We start from the raw sequence: 17,631 nt of genomic DNA, 5'->3' as shown, positions 1-17,631 counted from the left end.
TATCTCTATCATGCTGCCCCGACCGCGAGAAACCGACATGCCCGTCTTGTCATGCCGTCTTTTCCATTCATTACCGTCTTTGCCTATATTGTGCTGAACAGATTCTATCCAAGCCAAGTATGGCAATTCACACTGTGCGCTCTGCTGCTGGCCTGTTGGCTACCGATGCAGGCACAAGCCGCTCCCAGCTACACCGTTTCGATTAACGGTGCGGGTGAGCTGAGCGCGCTGATTACCGACAATTTGGAACTCAGCCGCCGTCAGGCAAGCGATGAGTTAAGCCTGGAAGAAGTACAGCGTCTGGTCGATATCGCACCGAGCCAAATACGTTCATTACTGGCAACTGCAGGCTACTTCTCGCCGACCATCACGCAAGAACTGGATCAACAATCGACGCCATGGGTCGCGCGTTTCAATATCACCCTTGGCGCACCGACTGTAATTGAATCGGTGAACATAGTTTTTACCGGCGACATCCTGCAAAAAAATCAGCAAAGAATGGATAGACTGCGTCGACAATGGAGCTTGAAGATTGGCGATGTCTTTAAACAAAGCGAGTGGAATGACGCGAAGAACGGCTTGCTCAAGGCTTTATTAATCAGAGATTACCCAGCCGCCACCATTACAGAAAGCGAAGCGCGCATAGAACCATCGACCAATAGCGCTGCGCTCAGCGTGGCAATCGATTCCGGCCCTGCCTTCACATTCGGTGAATTGACGATCGAAGGCTTGCAACGCTACTCCCGCGAGATGGTAGAGAAACTCAATCCGATCAAGCCAGGCGATCCCTATTCGCAGGAAAAATTGAACGAGTTGCAGGCGCGTGTGCAAGATACCGGCTACTTCCGCTCTGCCTTTGCCATCGTCGATATCAATCCAGAGCAACCGCACAATGTACCAATCCGACTCGATCTACATGAAAACGAGCGCAAGCGCTTATCGCTCGGCTTAGGATTCTCGACCGATTCCGGCCCGCGCGTGCAAGTGAAATGGCTGGATCGCAATTTTCTTGGTCGCGATTGGCGCTTTGAATCACAAATACGCGCTGATCGTAATACGCGCGTACTCGGTGCCGATCTCTATTTTCCGGAAATCCAGAACGGTTGGCGTCCTAGTGTTGGCACCCATTACGAATATGAAGATAGCGCCGGTGTCATCAATGACAAAACCCTGACCAGCGCGCGTCTGACCAGCCCGAACAAGAGAGATGAAAAAATCTGGGCCATCTCAGTCCTGACCGATAGACAGCGTATAGGCGATGAATTTACCAGCAATCGTCAAGCATTGATCGGCTCCTTCACTTACACGATGCGGCGCGTCGACAACATGATTGCGCCGAGGCGCGGTTATTTTGCATCGATAGATCTGGGCGTCGGCCCCAGCGGCCTCATCAACAAAAAAAGTCTGGCTCGCGTGGTCGGTCGCGCCACCTGGCTCTCACCTTACTACGGGCGTTTTCAAGCCATATTGCGTGGCCAGGTCGGCCAGGTATTCGGCGCTGACCGCGACACTGCGCCATCCGATTTATTGTTCCGCACCGGCGGCGATCAAACCGTACGCGGCTATGCCTACAACACATTAGGCGTCTCGCAGGATGGTGCGATAGTCGGTGGTACTGTCACCGCTGTCGTCAGCGCAGAACTGGTTTATCGCGTTACGCAAGAATGGGGTGCTGCCGTCTTTACCGATGCAGGTAACGCTGCCGACACATGGCACGACTTCCGTTTAAAACAAGGCAGCGGCATAGGTGCACGCTGGCGCAGTCCGATAGGCCCGGTCAATCTGGATTTGGCATACGGTCACGAAACCAAAGAACCGCGTCTTCACTTCTCTATCGGTTATGGCTTCTAACGATCAACAAGCGCCCAAGGGCCTCAAACGCAAACGCTTGCTACGCGTATTGCTGCCGCTTGTCCTCAGTGTCTGCCTGATCGTATTCGCCGGTCTGATATGGATGCTCAATAGCGAACGCGGTGCACAATTCGCGCTCGCTACTGCCAGCGATCTGTCTAACGGTACCTTGCAAGCTAAAGGGGTCAGCGGGCAGTTGAATGGCGCATTGCACGTCGATCAGTTCAGCATACATCTTGAGAATCAAAAGATAGTTCTCGACGACATTCAACTCAATAGCAAGTTGATGGAACTGCTGTTTGGCAAATTGCACATCACCTCGCTGCAAATCGGCAAGCTCGGCATCGTCAGCAAAATTGACCAAACTCCAGAGCCTTCCACGCTGCCGGAGAAAATCGCTTTACCCATACATTTGAAAATAGACCGAGTCAGAGTGCAAGGTGGTGACATTGCCTGGGGACCTGTCGATGTCATCAAACTCGGTGCATTCGCCTTCAATTTAAGCTTCGATGGCACGCGCTATAGTCTGAGTCTGGACCAACTCACTGCAAGCTCCGATGCCGGTGCAGCAGCTTTCAGCGGTGAATTTAAAGGCGAGGCAACGCTCTCAGCCATCAAACCGTATGCGCTACAAGCTTCCATCGTCAGCGATAGCGAAGCCATGATCGACGACCACAACAACGTCAGTGCAAACGGCCGTATTGACTTGCGCGGTTCACTGGCTGAAATCGCAGCCTCCATCAACTTCCACATCAATCAGGCATCGATCAAAGGCAACGCCATGCTGCGCCCTTTCGCTGATCAGATGCTGGGTGCTACGGATTTGTCGGCACAATCGCTGGACCTCTCCGATCTGGCGACAGAATTGCCGGAAACTGATCTCTCCATCCAGTTGCATGCAGCAGAAAACGGCGATGGCAAACTGACGATCAACAATGCCTCCGCTGGTTTGTATAACGAAAACCGCATTCCCTTAAGTAATCTGGTAGCCGAGTTCACACAAAAAGATAGTCAGTTCAATATCGATCATCTCGCTGCCAATCTCGGCAGTGTGCGCAAACCGGCTGGCAGCCTCAGTGGCAAAGGCCGTTACGCTAACGGCGCGCTGGCACTCACGCTGACTACCGATGCACTTGATCTACAAAAAATCGACCAACGCGTACGTGCCACCAAGCTCACCGGCAATCTTGAAGTGCAACACGTTGAGGGTAAACAAACCATCGCCCTTGCATTGAGCGAACCGCTCAAGAAAAACAAACTGACCCTCAACATGCACGCCATCGTGGCCGATGAGGAAGCCAATATCGATAGGATCGAATTGCGCGCCGGTGCCAGCGCCATCGATGCCTCTGCCCATATTGCATTGAGTGGAAAACAGCAATTCGATGCCAAAGGCACGATACGTAAATTCAATCTCAGTGATCTGGGCAACTTCCCGCAATTACCGGCACTGAGTCTGAATGGTGATTTCTCCGCCAAAGGCTTGCGTCAACCTACACTCGAAGCCGATGTCGCTTTCCGCATCCACGACAGCCAACTCGCAGGCCAACCATTAAGCGGCGAAGGCCAGGCGCAACTACGTGCTGAGACGCTAATACTGCCGAAATTATTATTGAACGCCGGTAGTAACCGGGTTAGTGCGCAAGGCAAGCTAGCCGGTAATGATGCACGTATTACCTTCGCCGTCGATGCGCCAGCACTGGAACAACTCGGTTCCGGCTTTTCCGGCGCGATGCAAGTCAATGGAGAAGTACGCGGCAAGGTGCAACAACCGCGCCTCAATGCGGAATGGAAAGGCAGCAAACTACGCATGCCGGGCAATGTCAGTCTCGCCGAGACGCAAGGCAAGGCTGATATCAGCATCAATCGCACTACGGGATTGATCAGCAACGCCACTGTCAATGCAACGGCACAGGGCTTGAATCTGGCTGCGCAAAAAATCGCCAAACTGAGCATGCAGGCGCAATTCGCCATGCAAGCCAATGCGCCTGTTGCTATCAATGTGCGTGCCGATGGTATCGACGGTACACAACTGCGCGCAGAAAATTTCACCCTCAATGTCAGCGGCACGACGGCGCAACATGGTTTGACTGCAGCTCTGGTCGAACGCGAACAGAATTGGAAATTCAATGCCAGCGGCGGCGTGAAAGATTTGGCGCGTAATCCAAGCTGGCAAGGCAGCATCAATAGTCTCGATGCCACAGGTCACCTCACTGCCAAGTTGGCCGCACCTGCTGCCTTGCTCATTTCGCAGAAGCAGGTGCAACTGGATCAGTTCAAACTGAACGTCAACAATGCCGTCATCGCGATCGAACAATTCATGCGCAATGATCGCAACATTGTTACCCGCGGCAAATTCGAGCACGTGCAAGTCAGTGAATTGCTGCGCTATCTCAATCCAGAACTTCCTCTCACCGCCGACCTCACGTTAGGTGGTGACTGGGATTTCAAGATAGCTGATCGCCTCAACGGTAAATTCAATATGCGTCGTGAAAGCGGCGATGTCGTGATGCGTGGCAGCCGTTCTGCTGCACTCGGCCTGACCACATTGAACGCAAACGCCACTGCAGATAACGGCCGCATTAGCGTCGCGCTGCTTACGGAAGGCAAGCAAACGGGCAACATCGCTGTCAACCTCAACACCACGATGGGTAGCGGCAGTACGCGCTTCTCCATCGCACCGAATGCGCCGCTCGCCGGTAACGCACGCATCAATGCGCCGACACTGGGATGGTTAGGCTCATTGATCTCGCCATCCTTGATTACAGAAGGCAGCATAAAAGGCGACATTGCACTGGAAGGCACTTTCGGTAATCCACGCCTAGGTGGAAAAATCGATGCCGATGGATTGCGCCTGCTCTTTACCGATACCGGCGTCGATCTGAAGCAAGGCGTATTGCGTAGCGAATTTCAAGGTAATCAACTTCTCATCCACAGCCTCAGTTTTCAAAACGGTGGCAGCCTGACGATTGCCGGTCCACTCAGCTTGATCCGTGAGCAACTGAATCTCGAACTCACCGTCAAGGCATCCAAATACAAACTGATAGACCGATCAGATCGCCAAATCGTCATCAGCGGCGACAGCGTGCTCGGCTGGCATGAAGGAAAAGCAAAAGCGAACGGCAAGTTTGAAATCAACTCCGGCCTCTTCGATGTCGGCTCAGTCGATGTTCCCGAACTATCGGACGATGTCGTCATCGTTGGCCAAAATGCCAAGCAAGGAGCCAAGACTGCAGTTGCGCTCGATCTGAGCATCAGTCTGGGGGAAGGCATACGCTTGCGCGGTCGCGGCATCGATGGCTTGCTGGTCGGACAAATCAATTTGCTCGCCAATGCCGGTGAAACATTGCGTGCACAAGGTACTTTACGCATTGCATCCGGCACGTTCAAAGCGTACGGACGTGAGCTGAAAATAGAACAAGGTTTGTTGCGCTTCAGCGGCCCGCTGAACAATCCTGCGCTTGATATTCTCGCCATGCGTCGTGGGCTGGAAGTGGAAGCTGGCGTCTCGGTACGCGGTACCGTACTCGCACCGCGCATTACGCTGGTATCTGAACCAACTGTAGCGGATGCAGAAAAATTATCGTGGCTGGTATTGGGCCGTGCATTATCCAGCGCTGGCGATAGCGATATCAGCGCGCTGCAAACGGCAGCCAGCTCGCTCCTTACGCAAGGTGCCGCCAGCGGTTTGCAATCACAAATCGCCACTGCATTCGGGCTGGACGATTTCAGCATCGGTACCAGCGATAGCAGCCTGCAAGAACGCATCATCACACTCGGCAAGAAAATATCAGCGCGTCTTTACGTCAGCTATCAACAAGGGCTGCAAAGTGCCAGCAGCGTCTTGCTGTTGCGCTACACCTTGACGCCACGCATCACGGTTGAAGGTGAAGCGGGAACGCGCAGTGCACTCTCCATGTTCTACAACTTTGCGTTCGACTGATGCGATTGATGTAAATCCGGCAAGTCGGCTAAGACATGGCAGAACTGCATTGAAACTGATATAACAATGCTATTGCGCATGTTTTCGTGTTGAAACCGAAAGACATGCACGCAGGGAAGTATTTCATCCTGCCGCTCACGCTTACCAATAATCTGGAGAAATCGTATGTCAAGCAACGCTAACGCAGATGACAGTTCGCATGAGACCACACCCGAGCCTTTTATCATCAACGAGGCAGCTCCGCATCGCATCGTCATAGTAGGTGGCGGCGCTGGCGGTTTGGAACTGGCAACCACGCTGGGCAACAAACTCGTTAAAAGTGGACGCGTCAGCGTCGTGCTGGTCGATCGTTCCTCGACCCATATCTGGAAACCCTTACTGCATGAAGTTGCCGCAGGCAGCATGGACGCCAACTCGCATCAACTCGAATATGCCGCACAGGCGCGCTGGCATCGCTTCGTCTTTCAACCAGGTGAACTGAAAGGCCTGGATCGCGAGCGAAAAACAATTACTGTCGGCAATCTGGTCGATGACGATGGCATCGAGTTATTGCCGCAACGTGAAATCAAGTACGACACATTGATCCTGTCGATAGGCAGCATCACCAATTTCTTTAATGTGCCCGGCGCAGAAAAGAATGCGATCTCTATCGATAGCATGCATCAGGCAGAACATTTCCGCCGCCGCATGATCGGACTGTGCGTACGTGCAGATCAGGCGCAATCGCAACTCAACATCGCCATCATCGGTGGCGGTGCAACCGGCGTAGAACTCTCGGCAGAGTTGCGCAATACCGCCGAAGTATTAGGCGCATACGGTTTGCACAACCTTGATCCGCATCGCGATATCCGCATCACTGTCATCGAAGCGGCACCACGCATACTGTCGGCATTGCCGGAACGCGTATCGGTCAAAACGACGGAATTGCTGAACAGACTGGATGTCGATGTGCTCACCGATGCCAAGGTATCGGAAGTGCAGGAACATGCGGTGTTGCTGGCGAACGGTACACAAATACCAGCCGATCTGACTGTATGGGCGGCCGGCATACGGGCACCACAGATACTCAGCGAATTGGGATTGCCGGTTAATCGTCTTGGTCAGATCGTAGTATCTCGCACCTTGCAGACTGAAATCGATCCGAACATTTTTGCCTTCGGCGATTGTGCTGCCTGTCCATGGCCGGAGAAAAACAGTACGATCCCGCCGCGCGCGCAATCAGCGCATCAGCAAGCCAGCTTCCTGTTCAATGCGCTGAAGAAACGTTTGGATAATCAAGAGCTGCCGCTGTTTGAATATCGCGATCTGGGTTCGCTCGTATCGCTGGGACGTTTCGATGCAGTCGGCAATCTGATGGGACCGTTGATCGGTCGCGCGATGTTTATTGAAGGTGTGCTGGCACGCTTGCTTTATATCTCGCTCTACCGCATGCATTTGGTCGCGCTACACGGTGTGATACGTACTTGCGCCGATACGGTAGCTCATTGGTTACGACGCAAAACATCACCTCGTGTGAAATTGCACTAAACACATCACAATTCTCAAGCTTGTAGCAAAAAAACGAAATGCTTTATAATCGCCGCTGCCTTCCAACATTAGGCAGCGGCAATTACTTAGAGCAAAATGGTCGCGACTTTTTTCTGAAACTGCTGCTACACTTTCGGCAGTCAAATTTATAAAACGGTATCTCCGTTAAGAACAACTGTCTTATTCGCTGCTGCGCCGGGTGCTGCTTTGCAAACATCGCGACACAGCAAATCGGATGACGCTTGCCACTGTGCAAGCCACCGCATCCAGCACAATCTGTGAATAACACTGATCGATCAAGCATTCGGTCGCCATGCTGTACTGTCACCAGTATTAACAAGGCATCCTGCTTCAACAATGTGTGTCGTTTCATCTTTCTGAAACGCCCTCTTTTTAAATTGTCGGGAACTACATGACATCACATAGTTTTTTTCCGTCCATGCCGCATGCACTGAATGTACTCACTGCCACTGGTTTGATCCTGATCGCCGGTATATTGGGTGCACATTTTCTGCGTCGCATATTTCCGCAAATACCGGCGATTACCTGTTACGTCCTGACTGGTCTGCTAATCGGACCATCTGCATTGAATCTGATCGACGTCTCGGTACTGAGTGAAATCAGTGTGCTGGTTGATCTCGCGCTTGGTCTGGTTTTATTTGAACTAGGTCGCCGCGTTGATTACAAATGGTTGCTGCGTGAAAGAGGTTTGCTCATCACCGGCGTGTTGCTGAGTCTGGTTACCTTCTTCGCTCTGTTCCTGTTGTTGACGCAATTCGGTATCAGCAAACTGGTGGCCAGCATGGTCGCCGCACTGGGCATGGCGACCTCGCCTGCCGTGATTCTGAATGTAGTACGCGAAGTAAAAGCAGAAGGCCAACTGACCGAACGCATGTTGAATATTGTCGTCATCGGCAACGCGCTCGCCTTCATCATCTTCTCGATGGGCCTGGCGGCCGTGCATGTGGAATATGAAGCCGGCTGGGAAAGTTATATTCTGCATCCCTTGTATCTGCTGCTAGGTTCAGCCGCGCTCGGCTGGATCATGAGTCGCCTGCTGGTCTGGATAGGTCAATGGCTGGGCCGCGATAGTCAGGCACAGTTAATCCTCGTTCTGGCACTGATTGCCGGCACCGTCGGCATCGGCGTCATGCTCAATCTGTCCGCCTTGATTGCCTTGCTGGTATTCGGCATTGCCAGCCGCAGCTACGATGCGCGGCATGCCATCGTCGAACCTGATTTGAGCCAATTCAGCGGCTTGTTTTATGTCGCACTGTTCGTGTTTGCCGGTGCCAAATTGGAACTGTCGTACTTGCTGACGCTATGGCCGGCCGTTCTCGCGTTCATCGCCTTGCGCCTGTTCATCGCGATGACGATGACAACGGCCATGGCGCGTATCAACGGCGTCACTTTACGCAAAGGTGCCTTGCTCGGTTTGGGTCTGGTGCCACTCTCCGGCTTCAACATCATCATGGTGCAACATGCAGTCGGTTTTTATCCGCAGTTCGGCTCGCAATTAGCCGCGCTGGTGGTATCGATACTCGTCATCCTGGAACTCATAGGCCCCATCTGCACGCGCTATGCGCTGGTTGCATCGGGTGAAGCAAAGCAATAAACAAGGAAATCTACATGCTGGAATTCAATAACTCGACACCGCTGACCATGGGTGTAGAACTGGAACTGCAAATCGTCAACCGACGTGATTACAATTTGACGCGTGGTTCCAGCGATCTGCTGGTCATCATTAACAAGATTGACCACGGTTACGACATCAAGCCGGAAATCACCGAGAGCATGATCGAGATCGCGACCTCTGTGCATACCGATCACAAGGAAATGTTGACCGAGCTGACCGCCATGCGCACCTTGCTGGTCAGCGCTGCAGAAAAACTCAATCTTGGTCTGGCCGGTGGCGGTGCCCATCCATTCCAGCATTGGGAAGATCAGCGCATTTATCCTTCCGATCGCTATCAGCTCGTCTCCGAGTTATACGGTTATCTGGCCAAGCAGTTCACCGTGTATGGTCAACACATACATATCGGTTGCCCTAGTGGCGATTCAGCAATACGTTTGGCGCACATGCTGGCGCGCTACATTCCACACTTCATCACGATGTCTGCATCGTCACCGTTTTATCAAGGTGTGGATACCTCATTCCAATCATCACGCCTGACCAGCATCAATGCATTTCCATTGAGTGGTTACATGCCCTTCGTTACTGACTGGGATAGCTTCAATGCCTATTTCGACAAGATGTCGAAGCTGGGTATTGTTGCCAGCATGAAGGATTTCTATTGGGACATTCGTCCTAAACCAGAATACGGCACAGTCGAAATTCGCGTCTGCGATACGCCGTTGGCAATAGAAACAGCCGTCGCACTGGCCGGTTACGCACAAACCTTGAGCAAATATTTCTTCGCGCAGCAAGAACTGCAACCGGCGCAAGACACCTACCTGACTTATTCGTACAATCGTTTCCAGGCTTGTCGCTTCGGCTTGAACGGTACCGTGATCAAACCTATCTGCGGTACGCAGTTATCCATCAAGGAAGACATCCTGCAAACGTTTGACATGCTCAAGGACGTAGCGGAAGAATTGGGCACAACTGAAGCGATCGAATTATTGCGCAACCGCATATTGTCAGCCCCATCCGATGCCGACTGGCTTCGTGCCTGCTATGAGAAAAGTGGTTCGCTGAGCGATGTTGTCCGCCAGCAAAGCGCTGTGTGGATGGCGCAATAAACATTCACCTGTTCTACTCGCCTCAATTTCCCTCTACATTCCTCTCACCCTTGTAAGCGCATTCCCACAGCAGAATCGGAAAACCACCGATTCTGCAATGTTAGTAATTACTCCACAATCGACTCTGTATAAAGCCGCACACTGTTTTAACAGAGGAGAAGTGAATGACGGACGGATTGAATGTATGTGACAACGTCGTCGGCTTGCCGACCCCGAACACACACAGAATGACCGTGTTGCAAGCGCAAGGTGACGCACAGAATATTCCACTCAGCAAACTCGCACGCTGTGGCGATCTGTATGCTGCATCGGAACCGATGCAGAATTTATTTCAAATGATAGGCAAGGTTGCACCAACCAGTGCCAATGTCTTGATCGCGGGTGAAAGCGGTACCGGCAAGGAATTGGTCGCACAAGCCATCCATCAACTCAGCAAGGAAGCAGACAAACCATTTGTCGCCTTGAATTGCAGTGCCGTGTCGCCGCAACTGATAGAAGCAGAATTATTCGGTCATGAACGCGGCAGCTTTACCGGTGCGGTGCGCATGCAAAAAGGCTGCTTTGAACGTGCTAATGGCGGCACACTGTTTCTGGATGAAGTGACGGAAATGTCGCTGGACATGCAAGTCAAACTCTTACGCGTGCTGGAAAGCAATCGCTTTTGCCGTATCGGTGCCGAAGAAGAAACCGAAGTCAAAGTACGCGTAGTCGCCGCTACCAATCGCGATCCGATAGAAGCAATGAATAGCGGCATCTTGCGCAGCGATCTTTTCTATCGCCTGGCAGTCTTTCCACTCAATCTCCCACCTCTACGTGAACGCGACGAAGACATCGGCTTGCTCGCCACCCTCTTCCTCGGGCAACTCAATGAAGAAGATGGCAACAGCAAGGTCTTCTCCAAAGCCTCATGGCGTTTGTTGAATGAATACACATGGCCAGGCAATGTGCGTGAATTGAAGAATGTCGTGCATCGCGCCTATATCATGGCCGAGCAAGAACTCGATATCTTGCCAGCGGTTAACCCTGTCAAAACCATGGTCAGTGACCAAGTCGGCGACTGCGTCACGGTCCAACTTGGCAGCAAGCTGGCAGACGCAGAACAACGCCTGATTTACGCCACGCTGGGGCACTGTGGCGGCAATAAGACTTTGACCGCCGAGGTGTTAGGTGTGAGCCTGAAAACCCTTTACAATCGACTGAATGAATACCAAGCAAAGCTGTTCTTGGGTGATGTCATTCCACATGCGCGACCCTATGGCATACAAAGTCGCAATCAGTGATCGGTTAGGCGTGTACTCACAATGATAAAAATTTTGGTAGTCGATGACCATGCAGTAGTACGAGCCGGAGTGCAATATTTCATTGCCCAGGTTCCTGACATGACGATCGAGGGTGAAGCTGCTACGGCACAGGAAGCCATACGTTTGGTTCGCGCGCAAGATTGGGATATCGTTTTGCTCGATATCAATATGCCGGACAAAAGCGGTGTGGAAGTACTGAAGCAGATCAAGCGCGAGAAGCCGGAGTTACCTGTACTGATTTTGAGCATGCATCCGGAAAGTCGCTACGCCGTGCAGATACTGCGCAGCGGTGCCAGCGGATACGTACAGAAAGAAGCGCTGGCGGAAGAATTGGTGAATGCGATACAAACGATCTTGCGCGGTCATAAGTACATCAGCCATACCGTTGCAGAATTACTGACGACAGAACTCGATACCAATGCAGAAAAACCTTTGCATGAAACTTTATCGAAACGTGAATACGAAATTTTCTACAAGTTGTGCCAGGGTCATGGCGTAACCAAGATTGCCGACGAACTTTGTCTGAGTGTGAAAACCGTCAGTACTTATCGCGCCCGTGTTTTGCAAAAGATGAATATGGAAAATAACGCCGGCATTATTTATTACGCAATCAAACAAAACCTGATCGACTAGACATCGCTACTGAATTTTATAAAAAGCGTGCAATGATTTTCCGAGACAGCAGTCAGAAATTTTTAATAGCGGTTGAAAAATGAGCCAAGCGACGAATATTTTGACAGATACAGGTAGTCATCCACTGCGGGTATTTTTAGTGGAAGACTCACTGGATGTGCGCGAACTGATGATAGAGAATCTGGCGATGATTCCAGGTGTCGTTGTAGCTGGCGTGTCGGAATCAGAAGGCGATGCACTCAATCAATTGAATGCGCTTCCCTACGATGTACTGATCGTTGATATTCAACTGAAAAAAGGCAATGGCATCAATCTATTGCGCCAGATATCGGAAAGAACCAAGGTACCGAATACCTTGAAGATCATCTGCAGCAACAATGCCACCGAAGTTTTCCGTCGCGTCGGGCGGCAATACGGCGTCAATCATTTCTTCGACAAGACGTCCGAATTTCCCCAATTGTTTGAATTGCTGAAAAACCTGAGCTGCGCCAATCTGGAATACAACGCGCGCGCCTGAGCTTCAATCCGCCTTCTGCGTCAGCTGATCTGCCTGCTTGGCATTTTCAGACTCTTCGTTCGATTCACTCGCAATATCTTCAGCCGTCTTCATATTCGCAGCTGTTTTCGGGATAGTGATCACTATCGTCGTCCCCCTGCCTTGCGCTCCGCCTCCAACCCGTACTGAACCACCCAGATAACCTGCCCGCTCACGCATGCCACGCAAGCCGTGCGTGACCACATCTGTCGGCTGTCCTTGCGGAATGCCGATACCGTTATCACGTACCGTGAGTACGATTTCATCGTCTGTGTCATCCAGTATCACATCGACATGCGTCGCCTGCGCGTGCTTGGCAATATTATTCAATGCCTCCTGCACCATGCGGAACAAGGCAATATCCACGCGCGGGGCATACACCAATTGGTCGTCAGGCAAGCTCGCATTACAAATTACGCCTGAGTATTTTTCAAACTCAGCCGCCTGCTCGGCAATCGCAATCTTGACGCCGAACACATCCAGCTTGTCGGGGCGCAAACCATTCTGAATCCGGCGCGTCGCATCGGTAATCGAACTCAGCAAAGCCTTGATCTTGAGCGAACGCTCAGTAAATTTTGGCTCCGGTGGCATCTGCTGAAACACCATGGACAAATGCATATTGAGTGCAGTTAATGCCGAACCAAGGTCATCATGCAACTCACGTGCAATCGCGTGCTTCTCTTCTTCCCGCGTTGTTTCCAGATGGCCTATCAGTTCGCTGACCTCAAAGGTGCGCGCTGCAACCAGTGCTTCCAATTGCGTCTCATGCGCCTTCAAGGAATCTTCCATGCGCTTGCGTTCGGTGATATCCGTGCTAATACCGACCAAGCCCATGATTTCACCGTTGGCATTCAGCCATGGCGCCTTGGTTGAATGCAGCGTACGTATCCCGTACGGGAAACGAATCGTGCTTTCAAATACCCGAGGCTGACCACTCTCCATCACGCTTTGATCTTCCTGATTGATCAATTCGGCATCGGCTTTCTTCGGATAAAGATCGACGCTACGAAAACCAATCACCTGATCATGGTCCTTCGCAAGCAAACGTAATTTGGCCGGATTCGCAAACACCATGCGTCCAGCACTATCCTTGACGAAAATCGCATCCGGCGTGTTGTCGCTCACCGCGCGCAGCAATGCATTACTCTCTGCCAGCGCCGCTTCGCCCTGTTGCCGGCCCTCATATTCGCGATTCAACAAGGCTGCTGTACGGCAGAACATGATGAACAAGAGCGAACTACTCAGCAAGATCAATAAAGGCGAAGCTTTGTCCGCATCGTACAAGCGATTCTGTACACCCCATTTAATTGCGAAATCGAGGAAGACTAACAAGAGCAAGCTGTTCGGTAGCAAGCGTCGCAGCAACGGCCCGCCTGGCGAAGTACTGTTCCACAAACTCATCAAACGATGATGAGGACGCGCCGACAATATGCCTAGCGCAAGAATAAAGAAAATAATCGAGATGAATGGTGTGACCGTATGCGCCGCATTCAGCTCATCAACCGACATCACGTTATAGAGATGCCCGATCAGGGGTATCCCCATCACACCGGCCAGGATGAAGGCACCATACTCGGATGGATAGTGATCGCGTGCAGTACGATAGTCCAGCAACAGCAGACTCAACCCGGCCAGCGTAAAGCCTAGTGCTGGCAGCGGTGCCATCTTCACAAAATAAGATTTATATCCGCCCTCTGCCAAACGAGGGAACAGATGATCAATACCGACCTGCAGACCGAATGAATACTGTGCCAGCGTCGACAAACCCAACAAGGCTACACAAAGCGCCAATACGGATGCCAGCACTGCAACAACTGTCTTTGCCCGACCATCCAATATATGGAATGAACGTAATAACAGCGCCAATCCTGCCAGCACAAAAGCGACGGCTGTATTCGCCTGAATCGGCACAATATCGGAGAGACGATAATTCAGCACCCAAAGATCCTGCTGCACATTCGTCATGGCAAGTGCCCCTACTGCCATCATCAGCAATGAAGACAGGAAAGGTGCAGACAAGGTGCGACATCCCAAAGATCGGAACATGAAGTACTCCATTGCAAATGAGATGATGGCTATCGAAATCGATGCATGTTCCCGCTTGGTGCTTTCCACCGAATTGCGAACATACTACTCAGCTATCTTTTCCGCTTTTGTTCTGATGGGCGTTCCGGCGAAACTGAATATTTTTCGCTGACGCATCTATCATAAGGACACGTCGCGCTTTCCTGCCCGAATATTTTATTATTGCTTTGAACCAGCATAGCAGCATCCATCACGACTGCAAACCAAGGCATACCTTCGGCAGTATCCGCACTGCATGCACTGCAGCAGAAAAAGATAGTCTGGTCAGATACCCATGGAATGAAATGGTTCCAGACAAGGAACACATTGCCACTCGACATCTCTCCCAGTTGAAAACATCTCTACGCTTTTCAACACATCGCTGAAATCATCAGATTTGTATTACCCAACTCCATTTCCATTGCGCAATAAAACTCTTCTTTTCCCACATGTAGCGTTTGCAACCTACCCTAGAGCATTTACAAAATAACTGTAAAACACTCGTAAGTCATTGATTTTTAGTAAATAAAACCTGGCCTCTGGCTTGCATAGAGTAAGGCAGGCACTTTCGCCGTTAATCGAAAATTTCGCAAAAGGAGAATGCTATGAATTGGGACGTTATCGCAGGTAACTGGAAGCAACTCAAAGGCAATGTGAAAGAACAGTGGGGCAAACTCACTGACGATCACCTCGATACGATTGCCGGAAAGCGCGACCAGCTCGCAGGAAAAATTCAAGAAGCTTATGGCGTCAGCAAAGATGAGGCCGAAAAGCAAATCAAGTCATTCGAAGAGCGCAATCGCAATGACAAACGCTTTATGTAAGGTCGATGACCAGGAAGGACACCATGCAGTTGCATGACGTACTTCATCGACAGCATCAATACTTTTATTCACAACAAAAAGGACACACGATGAAAAAAATCATCTCAATGATCGTCATGACCACCGCCAGTTTTGGTTTCATTGCCGCTGCGCATGCGGCTTCAAGCGAAGCAAAGGCAAGCTACGATGCGACCAAGACGAGTGCAGAAGCCGATTACAAGGCAGCGCGTGCCGCTTGCGACAGCATGAAAGGTAACGCCAAAGATGTATGCCTAGAAGAAGCCAAGGCTACGCAAGTGAAAACTACGGCCGAGGCTGAGGCCACGTATAAAGGCACGCCTCAAGCCCATCAACAAGCACGTATCGATATCGCTGATGCCAACTACAAGGTTGCTAAAGAAAAATGCGATGACCTTGCCGGCAACAAGAAAGATGTTTGCGTGAAAGAAGCCAAAGCAGCTCAGACAGCTGAAGTGGCTGATGCGAAAGCAGCAAAAGCTGCCAAATAATCTGACGCCTACACAGGCAACATCTTCACAAGATGTCCAATTAATCTAAAAATTGTCGCGCGGCCTTGGCAAAAACTCTTGCCGAGGCCGCATTTTTATTGCGTAACTGAATCAGCCAGGGTGAATCATGTCTTGCGGTTTCACCCAGAGATCGAATTCTTCGCTCGTGACAAATCCAAGTGCAATCGCCGTTTCCTTCAAATTAGTCCCATCGTGATGCGCCTGCTTGGCAATCTTCGCGGCCTTGTCGTAACCGATATGTGGTGCCAATGCGGTCACCAGCATCAGGGAGCGCTCCATCAGATCGGCAATGCGATCACGATTGGCGACTATGCCTTGCGCGCAATGTTCATCGAAGCTGTGTATGCCATCCGTCAACAGGCGCACGCTCTGTAAAAAATTGTGCACCATTAAAGGCTTGAAGACATTCAATTCAAAATTGCCGGATGCACCGCCAAAGTTGATCGCCACATCGTTACCAAAGACCTGACAGCACAACATCGTTACTGCTTCGCTCTGCGTCGGGTTGACCTTGCCCGGCATGATGGAACTGCCCGGTTCATTCTCAGGAATACTCAATTCACCCAGACCGGAACGTGGACCAGATGCCAGCCAGCGCACATCGTTGGCGATCTTCATCATCGTTGCCGCCAGTGTCTTCAAGCCGCCATGCACGCTGACCATGGCATCGTGTGCCGCTAATGACGCGAATTTGTTCGCTGCGCTTTTGAAACTCAAACCGGTGCGCTTGGTCAATTCAGCCGCTACCCGTTCGCCAAACTCTGGATGCGTATTCAAACCAGTGCCGACTGCAGTGCCACCTACAGCCAATTCCTGCAAAGGCGACAGCAAGACGGCGATGCTGCATGCAGAATGTTCCAGCTGCGCGGCGTAACCGGAGAACTCCTGTCCCAGCGTAAGCGGCGTCGCATCCTGCAAGTGTGTGCGCCCGATCTTGACGACATCGGCAAACTCGCTGGCCTTGCTATTGAGCGTGCGATGCAGACTTTGCGTCGCCGGCAACAGCTTGTTGACTACCGCAAGGCTGGACGCCACATACATCGCGGTAGGGAAGATATCGTTGGATGATTGACCAAGATTGACGTCATCATTCGGATGAACCAAGCGCTTCTCGCCACGTTCGCCGCCCAGCAGTTCAGATGCGCGATTCGCCAGCACTTCATTCATATTCATATTGCTCTGCGTGCCGGAGCCGGTTTGCCACACTGCCAGCGGAAATTCATGTGGATACTTGCCGGCGATGACTTCTTCCGCCGCATTCGCTATCGCCTGCGCTTTCTCTTTGCTCAATTTACCCAAGGCCAGATTCACCACGGCTGCAGCACGTTTAACTTCAGCCAGCGCCACGATCAATTCCTGCGGCATCTTTTCAGTAGATATTTTGAAATGTTCGAGCGAACGCTGTGTTTGCGCACCCCACAAGCGTTGGCTTTCCACTTCTATAGGGCCGAATGTGTCGCGTTCTATACGTGTCGTCATGAGGTGATCCTGATTTATCGAGTGAAGGAGTAAAACTACTGCAATAAGGCTACTGCAAAATATCCTGAAGCGCATGGCGTCCGACTAAGCATGCTTGGCTACCTCGTACATACGATATCAGACAGCAACAAACGCATATTGATATTCAAAAAAATTAGACTGAATCCGTTTTTAATTATCTTAGAATCTTATTGCAATACAT

The 17,631-nt window shown here is 51.3% G+C and carries 13 protein-coding genes; 11 read left to right on the top strand and 2 right to left on the bottom strand.

The genetic code is table 11. From position 1 onward, the window contains the following. Positions 1–51: 51 nt before the first annotated feature. From BQ6873_RS16340 to BQ6873_RS16305, 8 genes are all read left to right on the top strand, one after another. Positions 52–1,851 carry an autotransporter assembly complex protein TamA gene (locus BQ6873_RS16340; protein WP_231949380.1) on the top strand — a complete coding sequence of 600 codons (1,800 nt, stop codon included), beginning with the start codon at positions 52–54 and terminating at the stop codon, positions 1,849–1,851. Next, the gene (locus BQ6873_RS16335; protein ID WP_083664494.1) at positions 1,841–5,794 is read left to right on the top strand and encodes a translocation/assembly module TamB domain-containing protein; all 3,954 of its coding nucleotides are present in this window, start codon (positions 1,841–1,843) and stop codon (positions 5,792–5,794) included. Before BQ6873_RS16340 ends, BQ6873_RS16335 begins: the two co-directional genes overlap by 11 nt. 165 nt (positions 5,795–5,959) lie before the next feature. Next, positions 5,960–7,321 (top strand): NAD(P)/FAD-dependent oxidoreductase, encoded by a 1,362-nt coding sequence (locus tag BQ6873_RS16330; RefSeq protein WP_083664493.1) that lies wholly within the window; start codon positions 5,960–5,962, stop codon positions 7,319–7,321. A 412-nt stretch (positions 7,322–7,733) separates the two neighbouring features. Then, positions 7,734–8,936 (top strand): cation:proton antiporter, encoded by a 1,203-nt coding sequence (locus tag BQ6873_RS16325; RefSeq protein ID WP_076593608.1) that lies wholly within the window; start codon positions 7,734–7,736, stop codon positions 8,934–8,936. 14 nt (positions 8,937–8,950) lie between these two features. Further along, positions 8,951–10,063 carry a YbdK family carboxylate-amine ligase gene (locus tag BQ6873_RS16320; protein ID WP_083664492.1) on the top strand — a complete coding sequence of 371 codons (1,113 nt, stop codon included), beginning with the start codon at positions 8,951–8,953 and terminating at the stop codon, positions 10,061–10,063. 164 nt (positions 10,064–10,227) lie between these two features. After that, positions 10,228–11,343 (top strand): sigma-54 interaction domain-containing protein, encoded by a 1,116-nt coding sequence (locus BQ6873_RS16315; RefSeq protein WP_076593606.1) that lies wholly within the window; start codon positions 10,228–10,230, stop codon positions 11,341–11,343. Positions 11,344–11,364: 21 nt separating this feature from the next. After that, positions 11,365–11,997, top strand: coding sequence for a response regulator (locus tag BQ6873_RS16310; RefSeq protein WP_076593605.1), 633 nt, complete (start codon positions 11,365–11,367; stop codon positions 11,995–11,997). 79 nt (positions 11,998–12,076) lie between these two features. Next, complete coding sequence (locus BQ6873_RS16305; protein ID WP_076593604.1) at positions 12,077–12,514, top strand: response regulator; 438 nt, start codon at positions 12,077–12,079, stop codon at positions 12,512–12,514. A gap of 3 nt (positions 12,515–12,517) precedes the next feature. Here BQ6873_RS16305 and BQ6873_RS16300 read toward each other — a convergent pair whose 3' ends face one another. Continuing rightward, on the bottom strand, positions 12,518–14,578 hold the full coding sequence (locus BQ6873_RS16300; protein ID WP_076593603.1) for a PAS domain-containing sensor histidine kinase: 2,061 nt from the start codon (positions 14,576–14,578) through the stop codon (positions 12,518–12,520). On the opposite strand from BQ6873_RS16300, the gene BQ6873_RS18105 reads away from it, so the two are divergent. The 3 genes from BQ6873_RS18105 (at position 14,577) to BQ6873_RS16290 (ending at position 15,929) form a co-directional block, all read left to right on the top strand. Beyond that, positions 14,577–14,729, top strand: a complete 153-nt coding sequence (locus BQ6873_RS18105; protein WP_162274193.1) for a hypothetical protein — start codon at positions 14,577–14,579, stop codon at positions 14,727–14,729. The two genes, BQ6873_RS16300 and BQ6873_RS18105, sit on opposite strands and share 2 nt — an antisense overlap. 472 nt (positions 14,730–15,201) lie before the next feature. Beyond that, the gene (locus BQ6873_RS16295; RefSeq protein WP_076593602.1) at positions 15,202–15,420 is read left to right on the top strand and encodes a CsbD family protein; all 219 of its coding nucleotides are present in this window, start codon (positions 15,202–15,204) and stop codon (positions 15,418–15,420) included. A gap of 89 nt (positions 15,421–15,509) precedes the next feature. After that, positions 15,510–15,929 carry a hypothetical protein gene (locus BQ6873_RS16290; RefSeq protein WP_231949378.1) on the top strand — a complete coding sequence of 140 codons (420 nt, stop codon included), beginning with the start codon at positions 15,510–15,512 and terminating at the stop codon, positions 15,927–15,929. A 111-nt stretch (positions 15,930–16,040) separates the two neighbouring features. Here the strand turns inward: BQ6873_RS16290 and fumC are convergent, their stop codons facing one another. Continuing rightward, positions 16,041–17,429 (bottom strand): class II fumarate hydratase, encoded by a 1,389-nt coding sequence (gene fumC / locus BQ6873_RS16285; RefSeq protein ID WP_076593601.1) that lies wholly within the window; start codon positions 17,427–17,429, stop codon positions 16,041–16,043. Between the last annotated feature and the right edge of the window lie 202 nt (positions 17,430–17,631).

It is taken from the genome of Herminiimonas arsenitoxidans (assembly GCF_900130075.1).
GTDB lineage: Bacteria > Pseudomonadota > Gammaproteobacteria > Burkholderiales > Burkholderiaceae_D > Oxalicibacterium > Oxalicibacterium arsenitoxidans.
The sequence above is the reverse complement of the archived record's forward strand: the minus strand, read 5'-3'. Positions and strand labels throughout refer to the sequence as shown.